Below are 22201 nucleotides of genomic sequence, written 5' to 3' on the forward strand. Positions count from 1 at the left end.
AAGGGAGAGCGCCATGGCCTACGAGCACATTCTCTACGACGTCAGCGACAAGATCGCGACCATCACGCTCAACCGCCCTGATCGCATGAATGCGTGGACGCCCACCATGGAGCGCGACGTGCGTCACGCGATGGAAGCGTCAAGCGCCGACGACAATGTTCGCGTCATCATCCTCACCGGCGCGGGCCGCGCGTTTTGCGCTGGCGCCGATATGGATGCTTTGAAGGGACTCGACCCCGATGATATCAGGCGGGCGTCGAACCTGCCGCCCTTCGACATGAACCGCCGGCCGGACTGGCAGACGCGCTATGGCTTCTATCCGTCGATCAAGAAGCCGGTCATTGCCATGCTCAATGGCGCCACCGCCGGCATCGGCCTCGTCCACGCGCTGTATTGCGACCTGCGCTTTGCCGCCGACAACACGGTGTTCACCACGGCCTTCGCGCGGCGCGGATTGATTGCCGAGCACGGTATCAGCTGGATGCTGCCGCGCATCGTTGGTCATGCCAACGCGATGGATCTGTTGCTATCGGCGCGGCGCGTCTCGAGCGAGGAAGCCTTTCGGATCGGGCTGGTCAATCGGCTCTGCGCGCCCGACAAGCTGCGCGAGGAGACCTACGCCTATGCCCGCGATCTCGCTGATTTCGTCTCGCCGAGTGCGATGGCCGTGATCAAGCGCCAGCTCTACGAGGTGCCGTTCCAGTCCCTGGCCGAGGCAACGATCGAAGCCAACCGTGAGATGATGGTGGCGCTGGCCGGCAGCGATTTCCGGGAGGGGGTGGCGAGCTTCATGGAGAAGCGGCCGCCGCGGTTTACGGGGAGGTAAGGGGAGATCGGAGAGAGCCCGGCTTCGACCTGCGGGCTACGCCGCGGCAGCCTTCGCTACGAAAGGGCTTGCCGAGCCGAAGCAGGCGCAGCCTACGAAGGCTGGTGGAGCCAGGCGGGATCGAACCGCCGACCTCGTCATTGCGAACGACGCGCTCTCCCAGCTGAGCTATGGCCCCTTTGCTGGCCGCTCTGGTAAACGCGGCCGACAACCGGGCGCCATTTAAGTCCCCGCCAAGGTCAAGTCAAGGACGGGTGTCGCCCGGTTTTAGCCATTCGGGGTGCCGACTTCCCTTGTTTGGGCGGGGGGGAACCGATATCTAGCAAAAGGCGTCACTTCCGCCCGCAGCCAGTCTTCAAAAGCCGCAGTCTTCAAAAGCCAGAGCCCTGAAAAATCATGCGTGCCGTTCTCGACATCGTCATCATCGTGCTCGACCTCTACGTCTGGCTGCTGATCGCGTCTGCGATCCTGTCCTGGCTGATCGCTTTCAACGTCGTGAACACCCGCAACCAGTTCGTGTCGGCTGTGGCGGAGTTCCTGTACCGAATCACCGAGCCGGTGCTGGCGCCGATCCGCAATTTCCTGCCCAGCCTCGGCGGCCTCGACATCTCGCCGATCATCCTGATCCTGCTCATCATGTTCATCGAGCGGGTGATCCTGTACTACATCTACCCCAACGTGATCTGAGCGGGCTGGAGCGCCTTGGTCGCGAACGAAGCTCGCAAGCAAGCTCACAAGGAACCTTGGCGCTACGGGGCCTCCGGTATCAGCATCGCGCTGCGGGTGACGCCGCGCGGCGGTCGCGACGACATCGACGGGATCGAGCAGCTGGCCGACGGCCGCAGCGTGCTCAAGGTGCGGGTGCGCGCCATCGCCGATGGCGGCGAGGCCAACAAGGCCGTTCTGGTCCTGCTGGCGAAATCGCTTGGCGTGCCCAAGGCCAGCGTGAGGCTCCTGTCGGGAGCCACCTCGCGGCTGAAGCAGATCGCGGTCGACGGCGATCCGGTGCGGCTCGGCGAAGCCCTGCGCCAGCTCGTCCAGGCCAAATCGGCTGACGCCAAATCGACAGACTGAGGAACTGACATGACCGCCAAAATCATCGATGGGAAAGTCATCGCCGCGGAGCTTCGGGCGCGCGTCACTGAGGAGGTCGCCCGGGTCAAGCGCGAGCACAATCTGGTGCCGGGTCTCGCCGTGGTCCTGGTCGGCAGCGACCCCGCCAGCGAGGTCTATGTCCGTTCCAAGCACACCCAGACCCAGGCCGCCGGCATGGCCTCGTTCGAGCACAAGCTGCCGGCCGACGTTTCGCAGGCAGATCTGCTGGCGCTGGTCGCAAAGCTCAATAACGACCCGGCCGTGCATGGCATCCTAGTGCAGCTGCCGCTGCCGAAGGGGCTGAACACCGAAGCCGTCATCAACGCCATCGATCCCGCCAAGGATGTCGACGGTCTGCATCCGAACAATGCCGGCCGGCTCGCCGGAGGCTTCCAGGCGCTGTCGCCCTGCACGCCGCTCGGCTGCATCATCCTGACCAAGAGCGTGCACGCCTCGCTGGAAGGCATGAACGCCATCGTCATCGGCCGCTCCAATCTGGTCGGTCGCCCGCTGGTGCAATTGCTGCTGAACGAGAACGCCACGGTGACGATCGCGCATTCGCGCTCGCGCGACCTGCCCGGCCTCGTGAAGCAGGCCGATCTCGTCTATGCCGCGGTCGGCAAGGCGGAGATGGTGCGCGGCGACTGGCTGAAGCCGGGTGCGACCGTGATCGATGTCGGCATCAATCGCATCCCCAAGGAAGACGGCAAGACGCGCCTCGTCGGCGACGTCGCCTATCAGGAAGCGCTCGGGGTTGCCGGCGCCATCACGCCGGTGCCGGGCGGCGTCGGTCAGATGACGGTGGCCTGCCTGCTGGTGAACACGCTGCGCGCGGCCTGCGCGATCGCCGGGCTGCGGAAGCCGGCGGTGTAGGCGAACTCTCGTGTCCCGGACGCGGCGCGTCCAGGAAAAAGAACTCAGCCCTTCTTCTTCTTCTCGCGATCCATGCCTTCGAGGATCAGCTTGTGCGCTTCTTCGGGGCCGCCCCAGCGCAGGATCTTCACCCATTTGCCCTTCTCGAGATCCTTGTAGTGCTCGAAGAAGTGCTGGATCTGCTGCAGCGTGATGTCGGGCAGGTCGGAGTACGACTTCACCTTGTCGTAGCGCTGCGTGAGCTTCGACGACGGCACCGCCAGAATCTTCTCGTCGCCGCCGGCTTCATCCTCCATGAACAGCACGCCGACCGGGCGCACGCTCATGACGGCGCCGGGAATGATGGCGCGGGTGTTGACGATCAGGACGTCGCAGGGGTCGCCATCATCCGACAGGGTGTGCGGAATGAAGCCGTAGTTACCGGGGTAACGCATCGGCGTGTAGAGGAAGCGGTCGACCACCAGCGTGCCGGCCTCCTTGTCCATCTCGTATTTGATCGGTTCGCCGCCCACGGGGACTTCGATGAGGACGTTGACTTCGTGCGGTACGTTCTTCCCGATCGAGATCGCATCGATACGCATTCAAGGCTCCGTTGTTGCCGAGGTAAAATCGCGCCCGGCAGCCGATTTTGGCGCTGTCATACGCGGGCTTGGCCCGCTGATCCATCGCGTTTTTGTGAAATAATGAATCCGGAAATCACCGGCGCGAAGGCGAACGGTATCGACGGAAGGAGGACGGCTGCCGCTTAGGCTTTCAGCAGCTCAATTGGTCCAAATTTGGTTGGTCCAGATCTTAATTGGTCCAGGCGAAGGCGACCTTGTCGAGCGCCTTCGGCCCGAACCGCTCCGACGAGCGCGCCACCATACGGCCGCCCAGCGCCCGGTAGAACTCGGTCGCCGGGTCGTTGTCCGAGAGCGCCCACACCACCATGCTCTTCAGTCCGCTCTGCATCAGGTCGCGGCGGGCGGAGGCGAACAGGCGGCGGCCGAAGCCGAGACCCTGGAATTCCGGACGCAAATAAAGCTCGTAGATCTCGCCGTCGAAATGCAGGCTGCGGGCGCGGTTGCGACCGTAATTGGCATAGCCCGCGATCTTGTCGCCGAACACGAGCACGCTGACGCGGCTGCCCTTGCGGATCGCGCTGTCCCACCATTGCGGGCCGCGGCGGTTGATGAGCTTTTCCAGCTCAGCGCCGGGAATGATGCCCTGATAGGCGGAACGCCAGGCTTCGTCATGAGTGGACGCCACCGCAGTTGCATCTGCAGCTTTGGCCGGCCGGACCTCGATCAGGGTTGTGCTCATGGACGCAATCAAACCAAGTCGCCGCGTCGGCGGCAAGACCTATCGTTAATTATCGGTTAACGTGTGGACTTTGTGCATCAGTATCTAAGCCGTGTTGTACCGAAAAAAGACAAGACGCCAACTGAAATGGCGCCGGCACGCCGTGCGTCGGTGCAAAACTCCAGCTGCGGCAACGGATGAACGGCAATGGCGACGCAGAAAGTCCGCCCATCCTGATTCGTTCCTACTAGTGTGACTGTTGCAATTCGCGTTCGCCCTCGGCCATTCATGCGGCTCCTCAACACCATCGCGCTCCTGCCTCTGCTGGCCACGCTGACTGCGTCGCCTCTGTGCGCCCAGGTCACGTTCGGCCCATCGGGCGAGGAGGGCGAACCGCTGCGCCGCCAAGAGTGGCTGGTGCCGTCGCCGGATACCGACATTGCCGCGCATGCCCTGCTGTTTCGCCCCACCGGCGCGGGTCCGTTCCGGCTTGCGGTGATCGCGCACGCCTCGACGCAGAACGTCTTGCGTCGTGCGCAGATGCCGCAGCCGGAATACCGCGCGCTCGCAGCCTTCCTGGTCGCGCGCGGCTTTGCCGTGCTGGTGCCGGAGCGGCTCGGCCACGGCGCGACCGGCGGCCGCTATGTCGAGGACCAGGGCGGATGTGACGAAGCCGATTATGCGCGTTCGGGCCGTGCAACGGCCGAGCAAATCCGGCTCGCGCTGGAGCATTTACGAAAGCAGGATTTCATTCGCAAGGAAGCCGCCATCGTGATCGGCCATTCCGCCGGCGGCTGGGGCGCGCTGGCGCTCGCCAATGCCGATCCGAAGACGATTTCCGCGATCGCCGTATTCGCGCCGGGGCGCGGCGGCCATGCCAATGACGAGCCGAACCGGATCTGCGCGCCGCACACGCTGCTTGCCGCCGCCGCGGAGTTCGGCAGGGGCGCGCGCGTCCCCGTCACATGGCTCGTTGCGGCCAATGACAGCTACTTCTCGCCGGCATTTTCGAAGGCGCTTGCCGATACGTTTCGCGGCAGCGGTGGCAAGGCCGATTTTCGCACCTTGCCCGCGGTCGGCGGCGAGGGGCATTGGCTGATCGAGAGCCAGGCCGGTGTCAAAGCCGCAGGCGACGCGCTCGCGCGCGTGCTGAACCCGTCGAAGCCCGTGGCGACCAAGAAGCCATGACGCTGTACTTCCTGGTAAAATATCTGCACGTGCTCGGCGCCATCGTCATCCTCGGCACCGGAAGCGGCATCGCCTTCTTCATGCTGATGGCGCATCGCACGAACGACGTGGCGTTCATTGCGCGCACGGCCTCGGTGGTGGTGGTCGCGGATGCGATCTTCACGCTGTCGGCAGTGATCCTGCAGCCGCTGACGGGCGGGCTGCTGATGATGCTCTCGGCGACGCCGATCACCGAGCAATGGCTGCTCGCCTCGCTCGCGCTCTACGTCGTCGCAGGCCTGTTCTGGATCCCCGTCGTGTTCATGCAGATCGAGATGCGCGATCTCGCGCGCCAGGCTGCCGATCAGCGCGCCGCCTTGCCGGAGCGCTACTTCATCCTGTTCCGCCGCTGGTTCGCATTCGGCTTCCCCGGCTTCGGCGCGACGATGCTGATCCTGTGGCTGATGATCGCGAAACCGTTTTGAGAGGCGCAATGAGTGAGCGAACCATTCTGGTGCTCGGTGCTTCCGGCCTGATCGGTCGCTTCGTCACCGATGATCTGCGCGCGCGGGGATTTCGTGTCGTAGGCCTTGCACGCAGCCTGTTGCCGGCGCAAAGGATGAGCCCGCTGGACATCGAGCTGCCGATCCTCTCGCTGGATGCCGCAGCTCTGGCGCGGCTCCTGCGCGAGCGTGAAGCCGACGTCGTCGTGAATTGCCTCGGCGTGCTCCAGGACGGGCCTGGCAGCGATACGGGCGCCGTGCATCGCGATTTCGTCACGCGGCTGCTCGCGGCGATCGGCGAGAGCGGTCGCGCAATCAGGCTGGTGCACATCTCGATTCCGGGAACGGCGGAGGCCGACCGCACCGCCTTCGCGACGACCAAGCGCGAGGCCGAGCGCTTGATCGCCGCCTCCGGCATTTCACATGCCGTCCTGCGGCCCGGCTTTGTCGTGGTACCGTCAGCCTATGGCGGCAGCGCCATGCTCCGCGCGCTCGCCGCCTTTCCGCTCGATCTGCCGGCCAAGGAGATGGCAACGCCGTTCCAGCCTGTCGCGGTGGAGGATATTTCGGCCACCATCGCCTGGCTCGCCACGCGCGACATTGGCGATGCCGCCGTGACCGCGATGAGCTGGGATCTCATGCAGGCTGAGCCTGTCACGATGGCCGCCGTCATCGGGCAATTCCGCCGCGCGTTCGGCACATCCGGCTGGCTCCGCATCGCGGTGCCGGCTTTCATGCTCGATCTCGGGGCCAAAATCGGCGATCTCGCCAACGCTCTCGGCTGGATGCCGCCGATGCGCTCCACGGCCATCGCCGAGCTGCGCCGCGGCGTGACGGGCAATCCCGCCGCCTGGATCGCCGCGACCGGCATCACGCCAAAGACGCTGGTTGAGACGATCGGCCGCCATCCTGCCACCGTCCAGGACAAATGGTTCGCGCGCCTGTTCCTGATCAAGGCGTTGATCTTCGCGAGCCTGGTCGCGTTCTGGCTCGTCTCCGGCTGCATCGCGCTGTTCGTGTCCTATCGTGCCGCCGCCGGCATCCTGACGGCGCACAACTTTCCACCGGCGCTGGTCGATCCCATCACCATCGGTACCAGCTTGATGGACATGAGCATCGGCGTGCTGATCGCCGTCCGCCGCACGGCGGCAATCGGGCTCGCCGCGGGTATCATGGCTTCGCTCGGCTATATGGTCGGCGCGGCGATCCTGACGCCAGATCTCTGGATCGAACCGCTCGGTGCGCTGGTGAAGACGGGACCGGCGATCGTGCTGATGCTCGTCGCACTGCTGATGCTGGATAACCGGTAGCGTCTTCGAGCGAAGTGGAATTCCGGCTTCGCGTGAAGACAACGCGTCAAAAAGAGAGTCTGATGAGTAGATGGCCCGACGATGACGTGATCCTGTTCGACGGCGTCTGCATCTTCTGCTCGCGCTGGGTCCGCTTCGTTGCCGCGCGCGACACGGCGAGGCGGTTTCGCTTCACGCCGATCCAGTCGGATTACGGCGCCCGGCTCGCGCGCACCTTCGGCATCGATCCCCATGATCCCGATACCAACGCGGTCGTTCATGGCGGGGAGGTCTTCATGAAGTCCGATGCCGCGCTGACGGTGCTGTCGCAGCTTCCAGGCTGGAGCTGGGTGCGCGCGTTGTTCGCCGTGCCGAAGCCGCTGCGGGACGCCGTCTATAGCCTCGTGGCGCGCAACCGCTATCGCATTTTTGGGAAATACGATGCGTGCTTCGTGCCCGATGCTGATCTGCGGGCGCGGGTGATCGAGTGACGCGATAGCCACGCCACATGATTGGTGTCGTCCGGCGTTCGCCGGGACGACATTGGTAGGGAAGCTAGCGCTTCCCTATCGCCGCCAGCACTTCCTTCGCCGCCCGCTCGCCGCTGTCCCTCGCCCCGTGCGCTGTCGTGAAGAACTCCGGCGAGGTCGCCTCGCCGGCAAAGAACAGCCGTCCATCCACCGGCGCTGCCAGCACCGCACGATCGCCGGCGTGGCCGGGCAGCGCGTGCGAATAGGAGCCGCGCGCAAAGGGGTCGTGCGCCCAGCGCGACTCGTACAGCGGCTTCAGCTTGCGCCTGATATCATTGCCGAGAAAGCCCGCGATCTCGCTGATCGCCTGCGCGGCGATGGCGCCTTCGCCGGAATCCTCCAGCGCGCGGGCAAAGCTGCCGCCGAAAAAGCCTTCGATGCAGGGCTGGCCGAACGGGCGGATGTGATAGGTGCCCATCTCGGTGCGCATGGTGGCGCCGCGCAAATTGCCGTCCTTCGGAAAAGCTTCAGCGCCCTCGAGCGCCAGCATCACCTTGTCGTCGACGCCGAGCGGCAGGCCGGCGGCGGCATTGACCTTGGACGGCAGCGGCGGTGAGAAGCGCATCGTCTCATCGGCGAGCAGATTGGTCGGCACGGTGACGATCGCCTTGTCGGCGGTCAGCCTGCCCTGCGATGTTTCGATGCGGATGCGCCTATCGGAATGATCGATCAGGGTGACGTTGCAGCTCAACGCCACCGGGCAGGGCGCGCCGTAGGCCGACACAAGCGCGCCATAGCCGCGGCGGACGCGCCAGTTGAGGCCGGTGTCCTCGTAGGCGTCCCAATCCAGCGTCGACATGTCCTTGAGCTCGCAGCCGTTGATGTAGGTCGAGATCGCGTCGATCATGGGATTCCAGCGATTGCCCACGTCGAGGCTCATGCTCGCGGGCTCGTCCTTGCCTCTGTGCGCGGCCTGCCAGAGGCGCTCATAGAACGCGTCCATCGCGCGCATGAAATCGTCGCGCTCGACTTGCGGAAACGCGTTGCCATAGGCGCGCTCGCGCCACGGCGGCAGGTCCTTGTTGAGCTCGAAACCGAGCTGCTGCGCGATGGGGACGAAGGAGTTCTTGTCTGCCGAATGCAGCCAGCCGCAGCCGACGTCGAATGTGACCTCGGGCGAGGCCTGCACCGTCCAGGCCCGGCCACCGAGCCTGTCACGCGCCTCGAGCACCATCACCGAGAGGCCGGAGCCCGCCAGCGCATGCGCCGCACCGAGGCCGGCGGCACCGGCGCCGATGATCGCGACGTCGACGGAGGAGGGAAGCGACATGGGTCGGCTCTAGCACGTTCGCTGGATGTGCTGAAGCCGGACGGATATGCCGATCTCGTGTCCCGGACGCGGTGCGGCGTGTGACGCCGCTCCGCAGAGCCGGGACCCATGGTGATGTGCAGGAGGGAGAACGTCTGGGCCCCGGCTCGGCAGCGCACCGCTATCGCGCTGCGCCGCGTCCGGGGCACGCGAGAGGTGGCTTACGCCACCGCTTCCTTGGCCTTTTCCGCGCGCTTGCGCTCGTTCGGGTCGAGGTGCTTCTTGCGCAGGCGGATCGACTTCGGGGTGACCTCGACGAGCTCGTCGTCCTCAATATAGGCGAGCGCCTTTTCCAGCGTCATGCGGATCGGTGGGGTCAGGCGCACGGCTTCGTCCTTCGACGTCGTGCGGATGTTGGTGAGCTGCTTGCCCTTGAGCACGTTGATCTCGAGATCGTTGTCGCGGGTGTGCTCGCCGACGATCATGCCCTTGTAGACCTTCCAGCCCGGCTCGATCATCATCGGGCCGCGATCCTCCAGCTTGAACATGGCGTAGGCCACCGCTTCGCCCTGGTCGTTGGAGATCAGCACGCCGTTGCGGCGGCCCTGGATCTCACCCTTGTACGGCGCATAGCCGTGGAACAGGCGGTTCATGATCGCGGTGCCGCGGGTGTCGGTGAGCAGTTCGCCCTGGTAGCCGATCAGGCCGCGGGTCGGCGCGTAGAACACCAGGCGCTGGCGGTTGCCGCCGGAGGGCTTCATCTCGATCAGCTCGGACTTGCGCTCGCTCATCTTCTGCACGACGACGCCGGAATGCTCCTCGTCGACGTCGATCACGACTTCCTCGATCGGCTCCAGGGCGCCGCCGGTGGCTTCGTCCTTCTGGTAGACGACGCGCGGACGCGACACCGAGAGCTCGAAGCCCTCGCGGCGCATGGTCTCGATCAGGATCGCGAGCTGCAATTCGCCGCGGCCCGAGACTTCCATCGCGTCCTTGTCCGCGGCTTCCACCACGCGCAGCGCGACATTGCCTTCGGCCTCGCGCAGCAGACGGTCGCGGATCATGCGGCTCGTCACCTTGTCGCCTTCGGTGCCGGCGAGCGGGGAGTTGTTGACGATGAACGACATCGAGACGGTCGGCGGATCGATCGGCTGTGCCGGCAGCGGCACCTCGACGGTCGGGTCGCAGAAGGTGTCGGCGACGGTGCCCTTGGTCAGGCCGGCAATGGCGACGATGTCGCCGGCTTCGGCTTCATCGAGCGGCGTGCGCTCGAGGCCGCGGAACGCCAGGATCTTGGTGATGCGCCCGGACTCGACCAGCTTGCCCTCGGCGTTCAGCACCTTGACTTGCTGGTTTGGCTTGAGCACGCCGGACGAGATGCGGCCGGTGATGATGCGGCCGAGATAGGGGTTGGCTTCCAGAATGGTGCCGATCATCTTGAACGGACCCTCCTCGACCTTCGGCGGTGCGACGTGGCGCAGGATCAGGTCGAACAGCGGCTCCATGCCCTTGTCTTTCGGACCCTCCGGGCTGTCGGCCATCCAGCCCTGCTTGGCCGACCCGTAGAGGATTGGGAAGTCGAGCTGCTCCTCGCTGGCATCGAGTGCCGCGAACAGGTCGAACACCTCGTTGATGACTTCGGTCGGGCGCGCGTCGGGCCGGTCGACCTTGTTGATGACGACGATCGGCTTGAGGCCGACCTTGAGCGCCTTGGAGACCACGAACTTGGTCTGCGGCAGCGGGCCTTCGGCGGCGTCGACCAGCACCAGGGCGCCATCCACCATGTTCAGGATGCGCTCGACCTCACCGCCGAAATCGGCGTGGCCGGGGGTGTCGACGATGTTGATGCGGGTGTCTTTCCACTGCACCGAGGCCGCCTTGGCCAGAATGGTGATGCCGCGCTCGCGCTCCAGATCGTTGGAGTCCATGGCGCGATCCGTCACCTTCTGGTTCTCGCGGAACGTGCCGGACTGCTGGAGGAGCTTGTCGACGAGGGTCGTCTTGCCGTGGTCGACGTGGGCGATGATGGCGACGTTACGAAGATTCATGGATGAGCTTCTTTGCGGTCGAACAATGGGTTAAGCGCGATCTCGCCGGTCAGACCGGGACCTCTTCTCGAAACAACGCTGGAAGACTGGAAACGGGGCGCTTTCTGCCCAAAAAGGAAGCCCGGCCATATCAGACCGGGCACCTTACGCGTTGCGGCGCAATATATGCAAAAACGGCCAAAAAACAATGCGTTCTTTGGGCCTTGGTTGACTGAATTTTGTCCGGGAATCCCCGGGGGTTAGCTCCCATTCCGGGCCGGCGGGGCCTTTCGGCCCACGATGGCCGCCCAGATCATGACGACGCCTCCGATGCCGATGACCAACCCCAAAAAGACCAGCGAGGCGATGTCGGAGGGGATCTGGCCACCCTCGACCACCGACATTCCGCCGAACAGGAGCGCGCAGAGTCCCGGCAGCAGCATGAAGATCCCGGCGATCGCCATCAGTGCGGTCAGGCAGCCGCTGCGCGGTTGCTGGATCTGTGGAGGCACTGCCGGTGGGGTGGGGCTGGAATCGCTCATGGTCTCTTTCTCGCTGCCCTGATCAACATCACGCCGGCAAAGGCCACCAGCATTGCAAGCACGAGGACGGGGATGAAACGGGTGTCGAAGTGTGACGACTGGGTCTGGTCGAAGGCAAAGATCAGGGCGCAGATGCCGGGGAGCAGCAGGATCACCCCGCACATTACCATGAACGCGGTGACACATCCGCTCCGCGACGCTGGAGGTGAAGGCGTCTCGCTCAACGCGGCATCTCCTCACGCTGCCCGGCGTCCCGATAGGTTTCGCCGGCCAACTCGGCGCGGATGCCGTCGATCTTGCCGTTGCGGTAGAACAAATTGTAGGTGTCGAACGGAATGATCGCCCCCTGCTCCGTCACGAAATGGATGCAGCTGCGCTTGACGTTGCCGACGCAGAAATTGAAGCGGTCGAGGAACTGCACGATGGTGACGCGGAAGACGTTCTCGTAAGACAGCCCGTCCGGCACCTGGAAGCTCGGCAGGCAGCACAAGAGTTCGCAGACGCGCTCGCTCGTGTTGAGCGGGCCCGACGACAGCGAGAACAGATCGACGAATTTTTCCCGCAGCACCGGGTATTTCTCCGGGCTTATCGTGTTGGGCATCACCGCGACGAGCTGCTCCTGCGGGATCAGCGAGGTCAACGGCAGCACCTTCTCGCCATTGCGCAGGCCATAGCCGATCGAGATGCTCTCGGGATTGCACGGCAGCGGGATCATGTCCTTGTCGCCGAACACGCCGGTTTCGATCACGCGCTTGCGGATCTCCGACAGCATGATGCGGTCGGTCTTCTCGTCGAAATCGTCGTTGCGGCCGGCGTCCTGCACGGGCTGCAAGGTGACGCCGCGCACGCATGTCCAGGTGAGTGCGTGGCGGACGATGTCGCCGATCTCGGCATCGTTGACGCCGCGCTTGATGGTCGCCACCAGCGTGGTCGATACGCCAAAATGCTCGAGATTTTCCAGCGCCTGCTGGCGGATCTTGCGCAAGTCCGCGCCGCGCAGATTGATGAGCGCGTCGCGCTGCAGCGAATCGAACTGGAGATAGACCTCAAGGCCACGCTTGTTCTCGGCCAGCCGCGCCACGAAATCCTTTTCGCGAGCGATGCGCAGGCCGTTGGTGTTGATCATGACGTGGCGGATCGGGCGTGCGCGCACAGCGTCGAGGATCGCGAAGAAGTCCGGATGCAGCGTCGGCTCGCCGCCTGAGATCTGCACGAGATCGGGCTCGCCCTCGCTCGCGACCAGCGCGTCGAGCATTTTTTCGATGGTCGCGAGCGGGGTGAATTTCGTTCGCGCCGGCGACGATTCTGCGAAGCAGACCGGGCAGGTGAGGTTGCAGTGCTCGGTGATCTCGATCAGCGCCAGGCAGGAATGCTGCTCGTGGTCGGGGCAGAGACCGCAATCATAGGGACAGCCGAACTCCGTGCGCTGCTGGAATTGCAGCGGCCGGTCGCCGGGCTTGATGAAGTCCTTACACAGGCGCCAATAGGCGGCGTCCGTCGAGACCAGGGTCGACTGGACACCGTGCTCCCTGCAACGCTTTTCGTACCAGACCTCGTTGTCCAGGATCTGGATCTTCGTCGGCACCAGCTTCAGGCAGGTCTCGCAGAGAGATTGGGTCTGGCCCCAGAAAATATAGGGGCGCGATCTACGCAACGGCGCGTTCATGCAAATAACTCATTCTGCAAAGGTCTCGCTTTGGGCGTCGTCGCCAGCATGACGCCGGCGTAGAGCAGGATGGACAGCGACAGCAGGTGAAACAGGGTGAGGGGGCCGATCAGCGCGCCGTAGGGCTTGAGGAATTCCCATAGAAAGCGTTGCGCTCCATAATAGGCGAGCGCCAGGTAGAAACCATTGGTGATTACAAACGCGTTCCGGTTCAAGACTGCCAGCACATAGATGAGGGCAAACACGGCCATGGCCGCGCTCTCGTAGAGTTGCACGGGATGACGCAGAACGCCGTCGCCGAAATCATGGCCCCAGGGCAGCGATGTTGGCGTGCCATAGGTGAAGTCGTCGAGGCCCGCGAAGTAGCAGCCGAGCCGGCCGATCGCGATGCCGACGGCCAGCGGCAGCGCAAACCGCGCGCCGGTGCGCAAGGTGATGCCGGCCGTCCATTTATAGAGCTCGATCGCCACGATGCCGCCCGCCAGCGCGCCCTCGACCGAGCGCGCAATGCCGCTCTGGCCCGACAGCCAGAGATTGGCGGAGCCGAACAGATAGGCGCCGAGGCCGGCGCCGAACACCAGCGCGGCGACATACGGCAGCTGGAAGGATTGCGCCGGAAACTGCAGGCGTTGTCGCGACAGCCACCAGACGGCGGCGGCCGCCGCCAGCCACGCCAGGATGTCGAAGATAGTGTGCAGCAAAGCCCCGCTCATGCCGGGGATACTAGCGCAGGTTCAGGCGGTGCGGGATAGTGGGAAGAAGCCGCTACCCCGCCTCCCGCTCCTCGGTCGGGTAGACGCCGCGCAGCACCTCTTCGAAGTGCATCTTCACCGCGTCGTTGCACAGGCAGGCGCGAAGCCTCAGGCCGTCGCGGTTGAGGACCAGGATCGAGCCGCGCCGCGTGTCGAGAATCCGTTCTGCCTTGAACGACTGAAGCACGCGGCTGGCATAGGAGCGGCCAACGCCGAGCAGTGTCGCAAGCTGCTCGTGGGTCAGCGGCACGCTGCTCTCGTCGCCGGTCCGCTCCATCGCCGCCAAAATCCATTTGGCGGTGCGTTGCTCGATCGAATGGATCGCGTTGCAGGCGGTCGACTGGAAGATCTGGGCCAGCATGCAATCGGCATAGCGGGCGAAGATGTTGCGCAGCGACGCCGAGCGCAGCTTGGCCGCTTCCAGCTTGGCGACATGAATGCGCGCGAACGGCCCGCCGAATTTCACGCAGATCCGGGTATAGGCCGGCAAGTATCCCTCGCTGACGATGCCGCCCACCGCGCCCTCGCGGCCGACCAGGATGGTTTCGACGTCGCGGCCGTCCTCGTTGGGAACGAGAAAGGTCGCGAGCGCCGGTCCGCAGGGGAAGTGGACGACCTGGACGTCATCGCCGGGACTGTAGAGCAATTGATTGGCCGCGGCGGTCTCGACCGTCACATGCGGCGCAAGCAGGGCGTAGTCCGCCTGGCTCAAACGCCGCAACAAATTGTTGGCCGGCCGGCTCTCGGCCTCGATTGTCTTGCCGATACGCGCATCCATCGTGAACTCCCATCCTCCTCCCTACCCTAGCGAGTTCCGTCAAGATCCTGTGTGCACAAGTGGACAGACTAGGAAACGGCGATGTGGTGGGTTTCGTTCCGGGAACCCTTCGATGCGCTGTGCGCAGGCATCGTGTCGCGGCTGTCCTGATCCAAAACCCCCGCACCAAGATCCGATCATGACACCCGTAGTTCCCGATGGCACAGGCTGGCCGGCTGACGTTCTGATTGTCGAAGACGACCCGATCATCGCGATCGATTTCGAGGACCGGCTGCTCGGCTTCGGCGTGACGAATGTGCGGACTGTCGGCTCGGTAACCCAGGCGCTGAACGCCATTTCGGAGCGTGCGCCGGACTTCGCGCTGCTCGATGTCGAGCTGGTCCGCGAGACGAGCTTTGCGGTCGCCGAGCGGCTGGTCGCGCTGAAGATCCCGTTCGTCTTCGTCACCGGCTACGGTGCCGAAGCGCGCATTCCGCCCGAATTCTCCGGCCAGCCCCGGCTGCAGAAGCCGTGTTCGAGCGACGCCCTGGAGGCGGCGCTGAAGCTGCGCGCCACCGGTTAGAGCGTTCTCCGGCGAAGGAGAAGCTGCAACAGTCAGCTTGGCTTCGGATCGAGCGTGGTCGACCACAGCGCGACATCGGCGCGGTCGCGCAGCGTTACCGTCATCTGGCCGGAGGCGCCGTCGATCTTGACGTGACCGAAGAACTGCATGCCGGCGGACGGCGGCAGGTTCTGGCTGTCCTTGCCGGGCGCCTTGACGAAGCGCACCTCGGGTCCAAAGGTGTTGTCGAGCGCGGCCGGACCGAATGTGCCGGCATGCAGCGGGCCCGAGACGAATTCCCAGAACGGCTCGAACTCCTGGAATTGCGCCTTGTTCGGATCGTAATAATGCGCGGCGGCGTAGTGCACGTCGGCGGTCAGCCAGACCGTGTTGCTGATCGGCGCCATCTTGATGAAGCGCAGGATGTCGGCGATCTCGAATTCGCGGCCGCGCACCGGACCGTCGCCTTGCGCGATGGCTTCCGAGCCGCCTTTCGGCGTGTCCGACACGACGAGGCTCAGCGGCATGTCGGAGGCGATCACCTTCCAGGTCGCGCGCGAATTGATGAGGCCGCGCTTCAGCCAGGCGATCTGGTCCGGCCCGAGGAAATAGCTGGCGGGGCCGTATTCCGTTTCCAGATTCGGGCCGTTCGCGCCGCGATAGCTGCGCTCGTCGAGCACGAACACGTCGAGATGCGGGCCGTAGGCAATCTGGCGATAGACCCGGCCGGGCTCGTTGATGCTCTCGCGCAGCGGATACATCTCGTGGAAGGCGCGGCCCGCGCGCGCGGCGAGCAGCGCGATATTGCGTTCCTTATAGGTCGCCGGCAGATCCTTCGACAGTGACCAGTTGTTGGTCACCTCGTGGTCGTCCCACTGCACGAAGATCGGCACCTCGGCATTGAAGGCGCGAAGATTGCCGTCGGTGAGATTGTATTTGTGCGCGGCGCGGAACTCGTCCAGCGTCTCGGCGACCTTGGCCTTCTCGGGAATGGTGAGGTTCTTCCAGATCTTGCCGTCGGCGAGCTTCACTTCGGATTGGATCGGGCCGTCGGCGTAGATGGCGTCGCCGGAATGCAGGAAGAAGTCCGGCCGGTGCGTGCGCATCGCCGAGAAGGTGAACATGCCGCCGTCGTCGGGGTTGATGCCCCAGCCCTGGCCCGCAACGTCGCCGCCCCAGACGAAGCTGACGTCGCGGCGGTCGGCCGGCGCGGTGCGGAAACGGCCGACGACCGCCTCGCCCTCGACCGCGCTGTGCGAGAGATCGCGGAAGCGGACGCGGTAAAAGATGTCCTGGCCGCCCGGCAGGTTCTCGATCAGCATCTTTGCGGTGAAGTCGCTCTCGGGGAGCGCCGTGATCGGCGGCAGCGCCCGGGCATTCTTGAAAGACTCGGTCGTTGCCACCTCGACCAGCATCTGCGCGGGCCGGTCGGTGCGTGCCCACACCACGCCGCCATCGACCGTGACGTCGCCCGACTGGACGCCGTGCGTCACCGCCGGCCGATCGGCCGCGCGCGACGGATAGGGCATCGCGATCGTGCCGAGCGCACCGGCGCCGGTGGTGAGGAAGCGGCGGCGGGAGAATTTGATGTGCATGGAGGTTGGCTCCAAATCCGAGCTTGCAGAAGAGGCCGTCATTCCGGGGCGTGCGTAGCGCGAGCTATGGTGCGCAATTGCGCACCTGAGAATCCATGTCTCCTCGCGAATGCGGCGCGATGGATTCCGGGTTCGATACTGGCGTATCGCCCCGGAATGACACGAGGAGCTATATTGAGGCAATGTGACGCAGCGATTACGCGCGCGAGGGCTTACGCGTTGCCGGCGGCCCGGAACTGCGCGCCCGCGCGTTGCAGGTTCTGCGGCAGGCTGAACAGCACCGTCTTGCGGTCGGCGACGGCGGCGTGGAACTGATCCAGCGCGATGTTGAAGGCAGTGAGCGAGCCCTCCTCGATCGCGCCGTGATCGAAGCAGCGCAGCGTATCGCGCAGGATCTCGTCGGCCTCGGCCTGCATCTGGTCGAGCTCCTCGGTCGTCTCGCATTTGCGCGCGGTCGCGATCATGTCCAGCAGCCGTTCGCGCAGATGGCTGTTGTTGTCGCGCTCGTCCTTCTTCAGATAGCCGGCGAACCAGGCGCCGATCGAGCCCATGGCGGAGAGCGCCATCAGGCCCCACCAGATGTAATCGCTGTATTTGTCGAGGAAGGTCTTTTCCTCGCCGTCGACGAAGGCGGCCGCGCCGGGATGCACGGGGATCACCGCATCCTTGTCGGTATCAGGCGTTTCGATCTTCGCCGCGAGCGGGAATTCCGCCACCAATTGCTGGCGCACCGCGAAGAGCTGGCGTGTGAACGCCGCGATGGTGGTTTCGGACACGCCTTTGCGCGCCACGATGTGGTGCGAGAAGCTGACGGTCTTGACCTCGTCCTCGGGGCGGGCCGGCGAGCCACCATAGGTGCCGGCGGGAATCTCGGATGCTTCGTAGACCGGATGGTTCTGCGCGATCGCGTCCGCCGAATCGATCGCGATGAAGCTGGGCGCGCCGAAATCCTTGGTGGTGGCGGCGATCGCATCCGCCGTGATCTTGCTGTTGACCGGGCCCGCCGCGAGATAGACGTCCGCCTTCTGGCCCTTGATCGCCTCGGCAACTTCGTTGGCCGGGAATTGCACGATCTCGACCTTGGCGGGATCGACACCGTATTGCTGCAGGATCACCTTGAGCAGATTGACGTTGGCCTGGGTGCGGCCGACCACGCCGACGCGGTGGCCGGCGAGCTGCGAGATCTTGGTGATCTTCGCGCCGCGCTTCTTGCCCTTGCCAGGCACCGACCACAGCACCACGACGTTCTTGCGCAGGGTCGCGACCGCTTGCGCGTTCTTGGGAACATCGACGTCGCCGCGCACGATGGCGAGATCGACCTTGCCTTCCGCGAGCGCATTTGCGCTGGCCGTGGCGCCGTCGGTCTGGATCGGCCGCAGCCGCACCTGGCTCTTGTTCTGCGTGAAGGCCTGCGTCAGCGCCTGCACGACCTTGACGTCATCGCTGTTGGCGGGGCCGACCGCGATCCTCAGCGCAAAGGGCCGCATTGCGAAGTAATAGCCGCCGGCGAGCGCGCCGACGATCGCGAGCACGAATGCGAGAGTCACCAAGGCGGTCTTCCGCGCCGTGGATCGCGGCGAAGGCGGAGAGGGCGCTTCGGCCAGGTCCAATCCCCCGGTCATCGATCTCCCAAACAGGCGCTTGAGGCTCAGTTTCATCTTGGCCGGCGATTTACGCCCGCAATTGTAGCAAATTTCTTGTCCGGCGGGGTTACATCTCCGTCATGGTTAGCGGATGGCGGAAATCCCCGTATGAACCCGGGCGTCAGCACCGTGTTAGGGTAAAGTTCCCCTGAAGAACGGAGATGACCATGGCAGAACGGCTCTCGGCGGAGGCGCGCAAGCAGGCTTTGGGTGGATTGCCCGGCTGGACCGAGGTTCAAGGCCGGGATGCCATCGCCAAGACCTTTATCTTCAAGGATTTCAACGAGGCGTTCGGCTTCATGACCCGCGCCGCGCTGGTCGCCGAGAAGATGGATCACCATCCCGAATGGCGTAACGTCTACAAGACGGTGGAGGTGGTGCTGTCGACCCACGACGCCGGCGGCGTCACGGCGCTCGACGTCACGCTGGCCAAGGCGATGAACGCGATCGCAGGCTGAGACCCTACCGGCGTCTTGCAGGGACCGGCCACATCCCCATCTTGTGATCAGCCAGGATGCGGCGGTCCGCCGCTTCGGGGCTGAACGGGGAGTTTATCGAACATGGCTGCCGAACACAGTGTCGGTTTCGAGCCGGCCGATCGGCTCGCGGAAGATCGCGAGAGCGTGCGCCGCCGCTTCTGGCGCAAGCTGAAGCGTGGCGCCTCGCATCTGCCATTCGCCGAAGACCTGCTTGCGGCTTACTATTGCGCGTTCGACCGGCAGACGCCGCGCCACGTCCAGGCCTCGCTGTTAGGGGCGATCGCCTATTTCATCCTGCCGTTCGACTTCGTCGCCGACGTGATGCCGATCCTCGGCTTCGCCGACGACGCCGCCGTGCTCGCCACCGCCATCCGCATGGTCGCCGGTCATATCACCAACGAGCACCGCGAAGCCGCCCGTGCCGCGCTGAAGCGTGGAGTAGAGGAAGGGGACGCGGAAGCGGCGTAACGGCTGCCGTCTCAGCCACACCCACCATTGTCATTCCCCGCGAAGGCGGGGAATCCAGTACGCCGCGGCCCTTCGTGGCGATGGCGTCGCGACACCATTCGCCACGGCATGACCTCACGGATGCAAAATCACCTTGCCCATGGCTTGGCGTCCCGCAAGCACCTTCAGTGCGTCAGCGGTCTGGGCCAGCGGGAAGGTGCGATCGACATGCGATGAGATCTTTCCTTCCGCCGTCCACTTCACGAGCTTCTCGAGATTGGCGCGGTTCTTCTCTGGATTCTGCCGGGTCCAGGCGCCCCAGAACACGCCGCGGATGTCGCAGCCCTTCAGCAGCGCGAGATTGAGCGGCATCTTCGGAATGTCGCCGGCGGCAAAGCCGATGACGAGGAAGCGGCCTTCCCAGGCGATCGAGCGCAGCGCCTGTTCGGCATACGCACCACCCACGGGATCGAAGATGATGTCGACGCCCTTGCCGCCCGTGAGCTTGCGCAGGCCTTCCTTCAGGTCCTCCTTGGCGTAGTTCAGCGTCAGCTCGGCGCCGTGCGCTTTGGCGAATTCGAGCTTCTCGTCCGACGAGGCGCAGGCGATCACCTTCAACCCCATCAGCTTGCCGAGCTCGCAGGCGGCAAGGCCGGTGCCGCCCGCCGCGCCCAGCACCGCGAGCGTCTCGCCCGGCTTCGGGCTGGCGCGATCCTCCAGCGCATGCAGCGCGGTGCCGTAGATGATGATGATGCCGGCGGCGCGGTCGTAATCGAGATTGTCGGGAATCTTCACGATGGATGCCGCAGGCAGCGCGATCTTCTCGCGCGCGCCGTTGTGGCCGCAGGAGGCGACGACGCGATCGCCGACTTTCAGATCGCTCACACCCGCGCCGATGCTCTCGATCACGCCGGCAACTTCAGCGGCCGGCGAGAACGGAAACGGCGGCTTGATCTGGTACTTGCCCTGGATCATCAGGATGTCGAAGAAATTCAGCGCCGCGGCTTTGATCGCGATCACGGCCTCGCCGGGACCCGCCACCGGATCCGGCACCTCGGCCAGCACGAGATCGTCGGGCTGGCAATATTGCGAGCAGAGGATGGCTTTCATGGCGGCACCTGAAGCGTTTCGAGTGGAATTATAGTTGGGCCGTTTCTGCCGGATTTAGCCGCGGGCGACAATCCGGATTCTTTGTCTGCGGCCACGCACCGGCTTATCCTCGTCATTGCGAACGCAGCGAAGCAATCCAGGCTATTTCCGCGGCACGGACTCTGGATTGCTTCCCGGCGCTCGCAATGACGGAAGAAGGATTCAAACGATGTTTGAAACGGGTCTGCTCGAGAACAAGCGCATCCTCGTCACCGGCGGTGGCTCGGGTCTCGGCGCCGCGATGGGACGCCGCTTCGTTGCGCTTGGCGCCGAGCTCGTGATCTGCGGCCGCAAGCGCGACCGGCTCGAGGCCACGGCAACCGAGATGCGCGAACAGACCAATGGCAAGGTCACCACCATCGCCTGCGATATCCGCGACGGCGTTGCCGTCGAGACCATGATGGACCAGATCTGGCGCGAGGCGCCGCTCGATATCCTCGTCAACAACGCTGCCGCCACGTTCATCGCACAGAGCGAGCATCTGTCGCTCCGTGCGGCCGATGCGATCCTGGCGCCGACGCTGCATGGTGCGATGTATTGCACGCTTGCGGCCGGCAGGCGCTGGATCGAGGACAAGCATGGCGGCGTCGTGCTCTCGATCCTCTCGACCTCGACCATCACCGGCCGCGCCTTCACCGTGCCGTCGGCGATGGCGAAGTCGGCGCTGCTGGCGATGACCAAAAGTCTTGCCGTGGAATGGGGGCCGAAGGGCATCCGCACCGTCGCCATCGCGCCGGGTCCGTTCCCGACCGCCGGCGCGTCGGGGCAGCTCCGCCCCGAAGGCCGGGACGAAGGCTGGACCGCGCGCAATCCGCTGGGCCGGACCGGAGAGCACGGCGAGCTTGCCGATCTCGCCAGCTTCCTGGTCTCGGATCGCGCCGGTTACATCAATGGCGAGATGGTCGTCATTGACGGTGGCGCACATTTGCGCAGTTCAGGCGCCGAGGATTTGCTTGGCTGGACCGAGGCGCAATGGGCCGCCCAGCGCGCCGCGCGATCCAAAGGTTGAGACCGCTAACTGCCTTCCCAAATTGAACTTTCCCGGCTATCCCTGCCGCGGGGACAAAGCGCGGCCGGGCCATCTTCCAGTCACAATATTGAGGGAACCACTCCAGCATGTGGCGGGTGCTGATTTTAGCTTTGATGACTGGTGTGATGGCCGGTGGAATCGCCGATTCCGCGCGGGCGCAGCCGGCGCCCAAGAGCGCTGCACCGAAGGCGGCCGCGCCTGCTCCCACGACCGCAAAATCGGCTGCAAAGCCGGAGAGCAAGCCGGCAGCACCGCCCGCGTCAGTTGCAGGTGGCGCGGAGCCGACCCTGATCGGCCAGTTCGGCACCTGGGGCGCCTATTCGGCGACGCCCAATGGCAAGAAGGTCTGCTTCGCGCTGGCCAAGCCGTCGTCGTCGAAGACCAACCCGCCGAACCGGCCGCGCGATCCCGCCTATGCCTTCGTCTCGACCCGGCCGGCCGAGAAGGTGAACAACGAAGTCTCGGTGATGATCGGCTATGCGCTGAAGCCGGGCTCGGAATCCTCGGTCGAGGTCGGCGGCGCCGCCTTTGCCATGTATACGCATGGCGACGGCCTCTGGATCAAGAACGCGGCCGAGGAGGAGCGGATGGTCGAGGCCATGCGCAAATCCGCCGACCTCGTCGTCAAGGGGGTCTCGGCCAAGGGCACCGAGACGACCGACACGTTCTCGCTGAAGGGCCTCGCCCAGGCGCTCGACAAGATCGCGCAGGATTGCAGGCGTTAAGCCTGCCGGCGGGA

At 64.8% G+C, this 22201-nt stretch carries 25 protein-coding genes and 1 tRNA gene; 13 read left to right on the forward strand and 13 right to left on the reverse strand.

Annotation, left to right across the window (positions count from 1 at the left end; translation table 11 throughout):
- Window positions 1-13: 13 nt before the first annotated feature.
- A complete protein-coding gene (locus XH83_RS01490; protein WP_194405346.1) occupies window positions 14-826 on the forward strand; it encodes an enoyl-CoA hydratase in 813 nt (270 codons plus the stop codon).
- Window positions 827-928: 102 nt separating this feature from the next.
- Here the strand turns inward: XH83_RS01490 and XH83_RS01495 are convergent.
- Window positions 929-1004, reverse strand: a tRNA-Ala gene (locus XH83_RS01495).
- Between the two features lie 218 nt (window positions 1005-1222).
- Between XH83_RS01495 and XH83_RS01500 the strand changes: the two genes are divergently transcribed.
- The 3 genes from XH83_RS01500 to folD are packed head-to-tail and all read left to right on the forward strand — an operon-like array spanning window position 1223 to window position 2794.
- A complete protein-coding gene (locus XH83_RS01500; RefSeq protein ID WP_007598721.1) occupies window positions 1223-1513 on the forward strand; it encodes a YggT family protein in 291 nt (96 codons plus the stop codon).
- A gap of 15 nt (window positions 1514-1528) precedes the next feature.
- Entirely contained in the window at window positions 1529-1900 is a 372-nt protein-coding gene (locus XH83_RS01505; RefSeq protein WP_194405347.1) for a DUF167 domain-containing protein, read from the forward strand.
- A gap of 9 nt (window positions 1901-1909) precedes the next feature.
- Window positions 1910-2794 (forward strand): bifunctional methylenetetrahydrofolate dehydrogenase/methenyltetrahydrofolate cyclohydrolase FolD, encoded by an 885-nt coding sequence (folD, locus tag XH83_RS01510; protein WP_194405348.1) that lies wholly within the window; start codon window positions 1910-1912, stop codon window positions 2792-2794.
- A 44-nt stretch (window positions 2795-2838) separates the two neighbouring features.
- Here folD and ppa read toward each other — a convergent pair whose 3' ends face one another.
- Together ppa and XH83_RS01520 are read right to left on the reverse strand one after the other, a co-directional pair.
- Window positions 2839-3375: an inorganic diphosphatase gene (gene ppa, locus XH83_RS01515; RefSeq protein ID WP_194405349.1), complete on the reverse strand. Its 537-nt coding sequence runs from the start codon at window positions 3373-3375 to the stop codon at window positions 2839-2841.
- 211 nt (window positions 3376-3586) lie between these two features.
- The gene (locus tag XH83_RS01520; protein ID WP_194405350.1) at window positions 3587-4096 is read right to left on the reverse strand and encodes a GNAT family N-acetyltransferase; all 510 of its coding nucleotides are present in this window, start codon (window positions 4094-4096) and stop codon (window positions 3587-3589) included.
- 267 nt (window positions 4097-4363) lie between these two features.
- Between XH83_RS01520 and XH83_RS01525 the strand changes: the two genes are divergently transcribed.
- The 4 genes from XH83_RS01525 to XH83_RS01540 all read left to right on the forward strand — a co-directional run bounded on the left by XH83_RS01525 (window position 4364) and on the right by XH83_RS01540 (window position 7525).
- On the forward strand, window positions 4364-5263 hold the full coding sequence (locus XH83_RS01525) for a dienelactone hydrolase family protein (protein WP_194405351.1): 900 nt from the start codon (window positions 4364-4366) through the stop codon (window positions 5261-5263).
- Window positions 5260-5727 (forward strand): DUF2269 domain-containing protein, encoded by a 468-nt coding sequence (locus XH83_RS01530; RefSeq protein WP_194405352.1) that lies wholly within the window; start codon window positions 5260-5262, stop codon window positions 5725-5727. Before XH83_RS01525 ends, XH83_RS01530 begins: the two co-directional genes overlap by 4 nt.
- Before the next feature lie 8 nt (window positions 5728-5735).
- The gene (locus XH83_RS01535) at window positions 5736-7055 is read left to right on the forward strand and encodes an SDR family oxidoreductase (protein WP_194405353.1); all 1320 of its coding nucleotides are present in this window, start codon (window positions 5736-5738) and stop codon (window positions 7053-7055) included.
- A 62-nt stretch (window positions 7056-7117) separates the two neighbouring features.
- Window positions 7118-7525, forward strand: coding sequence for a thiol-disulfide oxidoreductase DCC family protein (locus tag XH83_RS01540; protein WP_194405354.1), 408 nt, complete (start codon window positions 7118-7120; stop codon window positions 7523-7525).
- Window positions 7526-7589: 64 nt separating this feature from the next.
- Here XH83_RS01540 and XH83_RS01545 read toward each other — a convergent pair whose 3' ends face one another.
- From XH83_RS01545 to XH83_RS01575, 7 genes are all read right to left on the reverse strand, one after another.
- Window positions 7590-8834: an NAD(P)/FAD-dependent oxidoreductase gene (locus XH83_RS01545; RefSeq protein WP_194405355.1), complete on the reverse strand. Its 1245-nt coding sequence runs from the start codon at window positions 8832-8834 to the stop codon at window positions 7590-7592.
- A 200-nt stretch (window positions 8835-9034) separates the two neighbouring features.
- Window positions 9035-10861 carry a translational GTPase TypA gene (typA, locus tag XH83_RS01550; protein WP_194405356.1) on the reverse strand — a complete coding sequence of 609 codons (1827 nt, stop codon included), beginning with the start codon at window positions 10859-10861 and terminating at the stop codon, window positions 9035-9037.
- Window positions 10862-11100: 239 nt separating this feature from the next.
- Complete coding sequence (locus XH83_RS01555; protein WP_194405357.1) at window positions 11101-11382, reverse strand: hypothetical protein; 282 nt, start codon at window positions 11380-11382, stop codon at window positions 11101-11103.
- Complete coding sequence (locus tag XH83_RS01560; protein WP_194405358.1) at window positions 11379-11606, reverse strand: hypothetical protein; 228 nt, start codon at window positions 11604-11606, stop codon at window positions 11379-11381. The genes XH83_RS01555 and XH83_RS01560 overlap by 4 nt, the downstream gene beginning before the upstream one ends.
- Window positions 11603-13048 carry a radical SAM protein gene (locus XH83_RS01565; RefSeq protein ID WP_194405359.1) on the reverse strand — a complete coding sequence of 482 codons (1446 nt, stop codon included), beginning with the start codon at window positions 13046-13048 and terminating at the stop codon, window positions 11603-11605. Before XH83_RS01565 ends, XH83_RS01560 begins: the two co-directional genes overlap by 4 nt.
- Window positions 13045-13761: a prolipoprotein diacylglyceryl transferase gene (locus XH83_RS01570; protein WP_194405360.1), complete on the reverse strand. Its 717-nt coding sequence runs from the start codon at window positions 13759-13761 to the stop codon at window positions 13045-13047. Before XH83_RS01570 ends, XH83_RS01565 begins: the two co-directional genes overlap by 4 nt.
- Before the next feature lie 52 nt (window positions 13762-13813).
- Window positions 13814-14578 carry a Crp/Fnr family transcriptional regulator gene (locus XH83_RS01575; RefSeq protein ID WP_194405361.1) on the reverse strand — a complete coding sequence of 255 codons (765 nt, stop codon included), beginning with the start codon at window positions 14576-14578 and terminating at the stop codon, window positions 13814-13816.
- 178 nt (window positions 14579-14756) lie between these two features.
- Between XH83_RS01575 and XH83_RS01580 the strand changes: the two genes are divergently transcribed.
- Window positions 14757-15140, forward strand: a complete 384-nt coding sequence (locus XH83_RS01580) for a response regulator (RefSeq protein WP_246776396.1) — start codon at window positions 14757-14759, stop codon at window positions 15138-15140.
- 32 nt (window positions 15141-15172) lie between these two features.
- Here XH83_RS01580 and XH83_RS01585 read toward each other — a convergent pair whose 3' ends face one another.
- Both XH83_RS01585 and XH83_RS01590 read right to left on the reverse strand, forming a co-directional pair.
- Window positions 15173-16714 carry an alkaline phosphatase gene (locus XH83_RS01585; RefSeq protein WP_194405363.1) on the reverse strand — a complete coding sequence of 514 codons (1542 nt, stop codon included), beginning with the start codon at window positions 16712-16714 and terminating at the stop codon, window positions 15173-15175.
- Window positions 16715-16926: 212 nt separating this feature from the next.
- Window positions 16927-18372 carry a TAXI family TRAP transporter solute-binding subunit gene (locus XH83_RS01590; RefSeq protein WP_194405364.1) on the reverse strand — a complete coding sequence of 482 codons (1446 nt, stop codon included), beginning with the start codon at window positions 18370-18372 and terminating at the stop codon, window positions 16927-16929.
- Between the two features lie 152 nt (window positions 18373-18524).
- On the opposite strand from XH83_RS01590, the gene XH83_RS01595 reads away from it, so the two are divergent.
- Both XH83_RS01595 and XH83_RS01600 read left to right on the forward strand, forming a co-directional pair.
- Window positions 18525-18815 (forward strand): 4a-hydroxytetrahydrobiopterin dehydratase, encoded by a 291-nt coding sequence (locus XH83_RS01595; RefSeq protein WP_194405365.1) that lies wholly within the window; start codon window positions 18525-18527, stop codon window positions 18813-18815.
- 102 nt (window positions 18816-18917) lie between these two features.
- Window positions 18918-19304 carry a YkvA family protein gene (locus XH83_RS01600; protein ID WP_194405366.1) on the forward strand — a complete coding sequence of 129 codons (387 nt, stop codon included), beginning with the start codon at window positions 18918-18920 and terminating at the stop codon, window positions 19302-19304.
- Between the two features lie 114 nt (window positions 19305-19418).
- Here XH83_RS01600 and XH83_RS01605 read toward each other — a convergent pair whose 3' ends face one another.
- The gene (locus tag XH83_RS01605; protein WP_194405367.1) at window positions 19419-20393 is read right to left on the reverse strand and encodes an NADPH:quinone oxidoreductase family protein; all 975 of its coding nucleotides are present in this window, start codon (window positions 20391-20393) and stop codon (window positions 19419-19421) included.
- Between the two features lie 208 nt (window positions 20394-20601).
- Between XH83_RS01605 and XH83_RS01610 the strand changes: the two genes are divergently transcribed.
- Together XH83_RS01610 and XH83_RS01615 are read left to right on the forward strand one after the other, a co-directional pair.
- A complete protein-coding gene (locus XH83_RS01610) occupies window positions 20602-21441 on the forward strand; it encodes an SDR family oxidoreductase (protein WP_194405368.1) in 840 nt (279 codons plus the stop codon).
- Between the two features lie 107 nt (window positions 21442-21548).
- Window positions 21549-22187 (forward strand): invasion associated locus B family protein, encoded by a 639-nt coding sequence (locus tag XH83_RS01615; protein ID WP_194405369.1) that lies wholly within the window; start codon window positions 21549-21551, stop codon window positions 22185-22187.
- The last annotated feature ends 14 nt before the right edge of the window (window positions 22188-22201 follow it).

The sequence above is a fragment of the Bradyrhizobium sp. CCBAU 53351 genome, assembly GCF_015291745.1.
Taxonomy (GTDB): domain Bacteria; phylum Pseudomonadota; class Alphaproteobacteria; order Rhizobiales; family Xanthobacteraceae; genus Bradyrhizobium.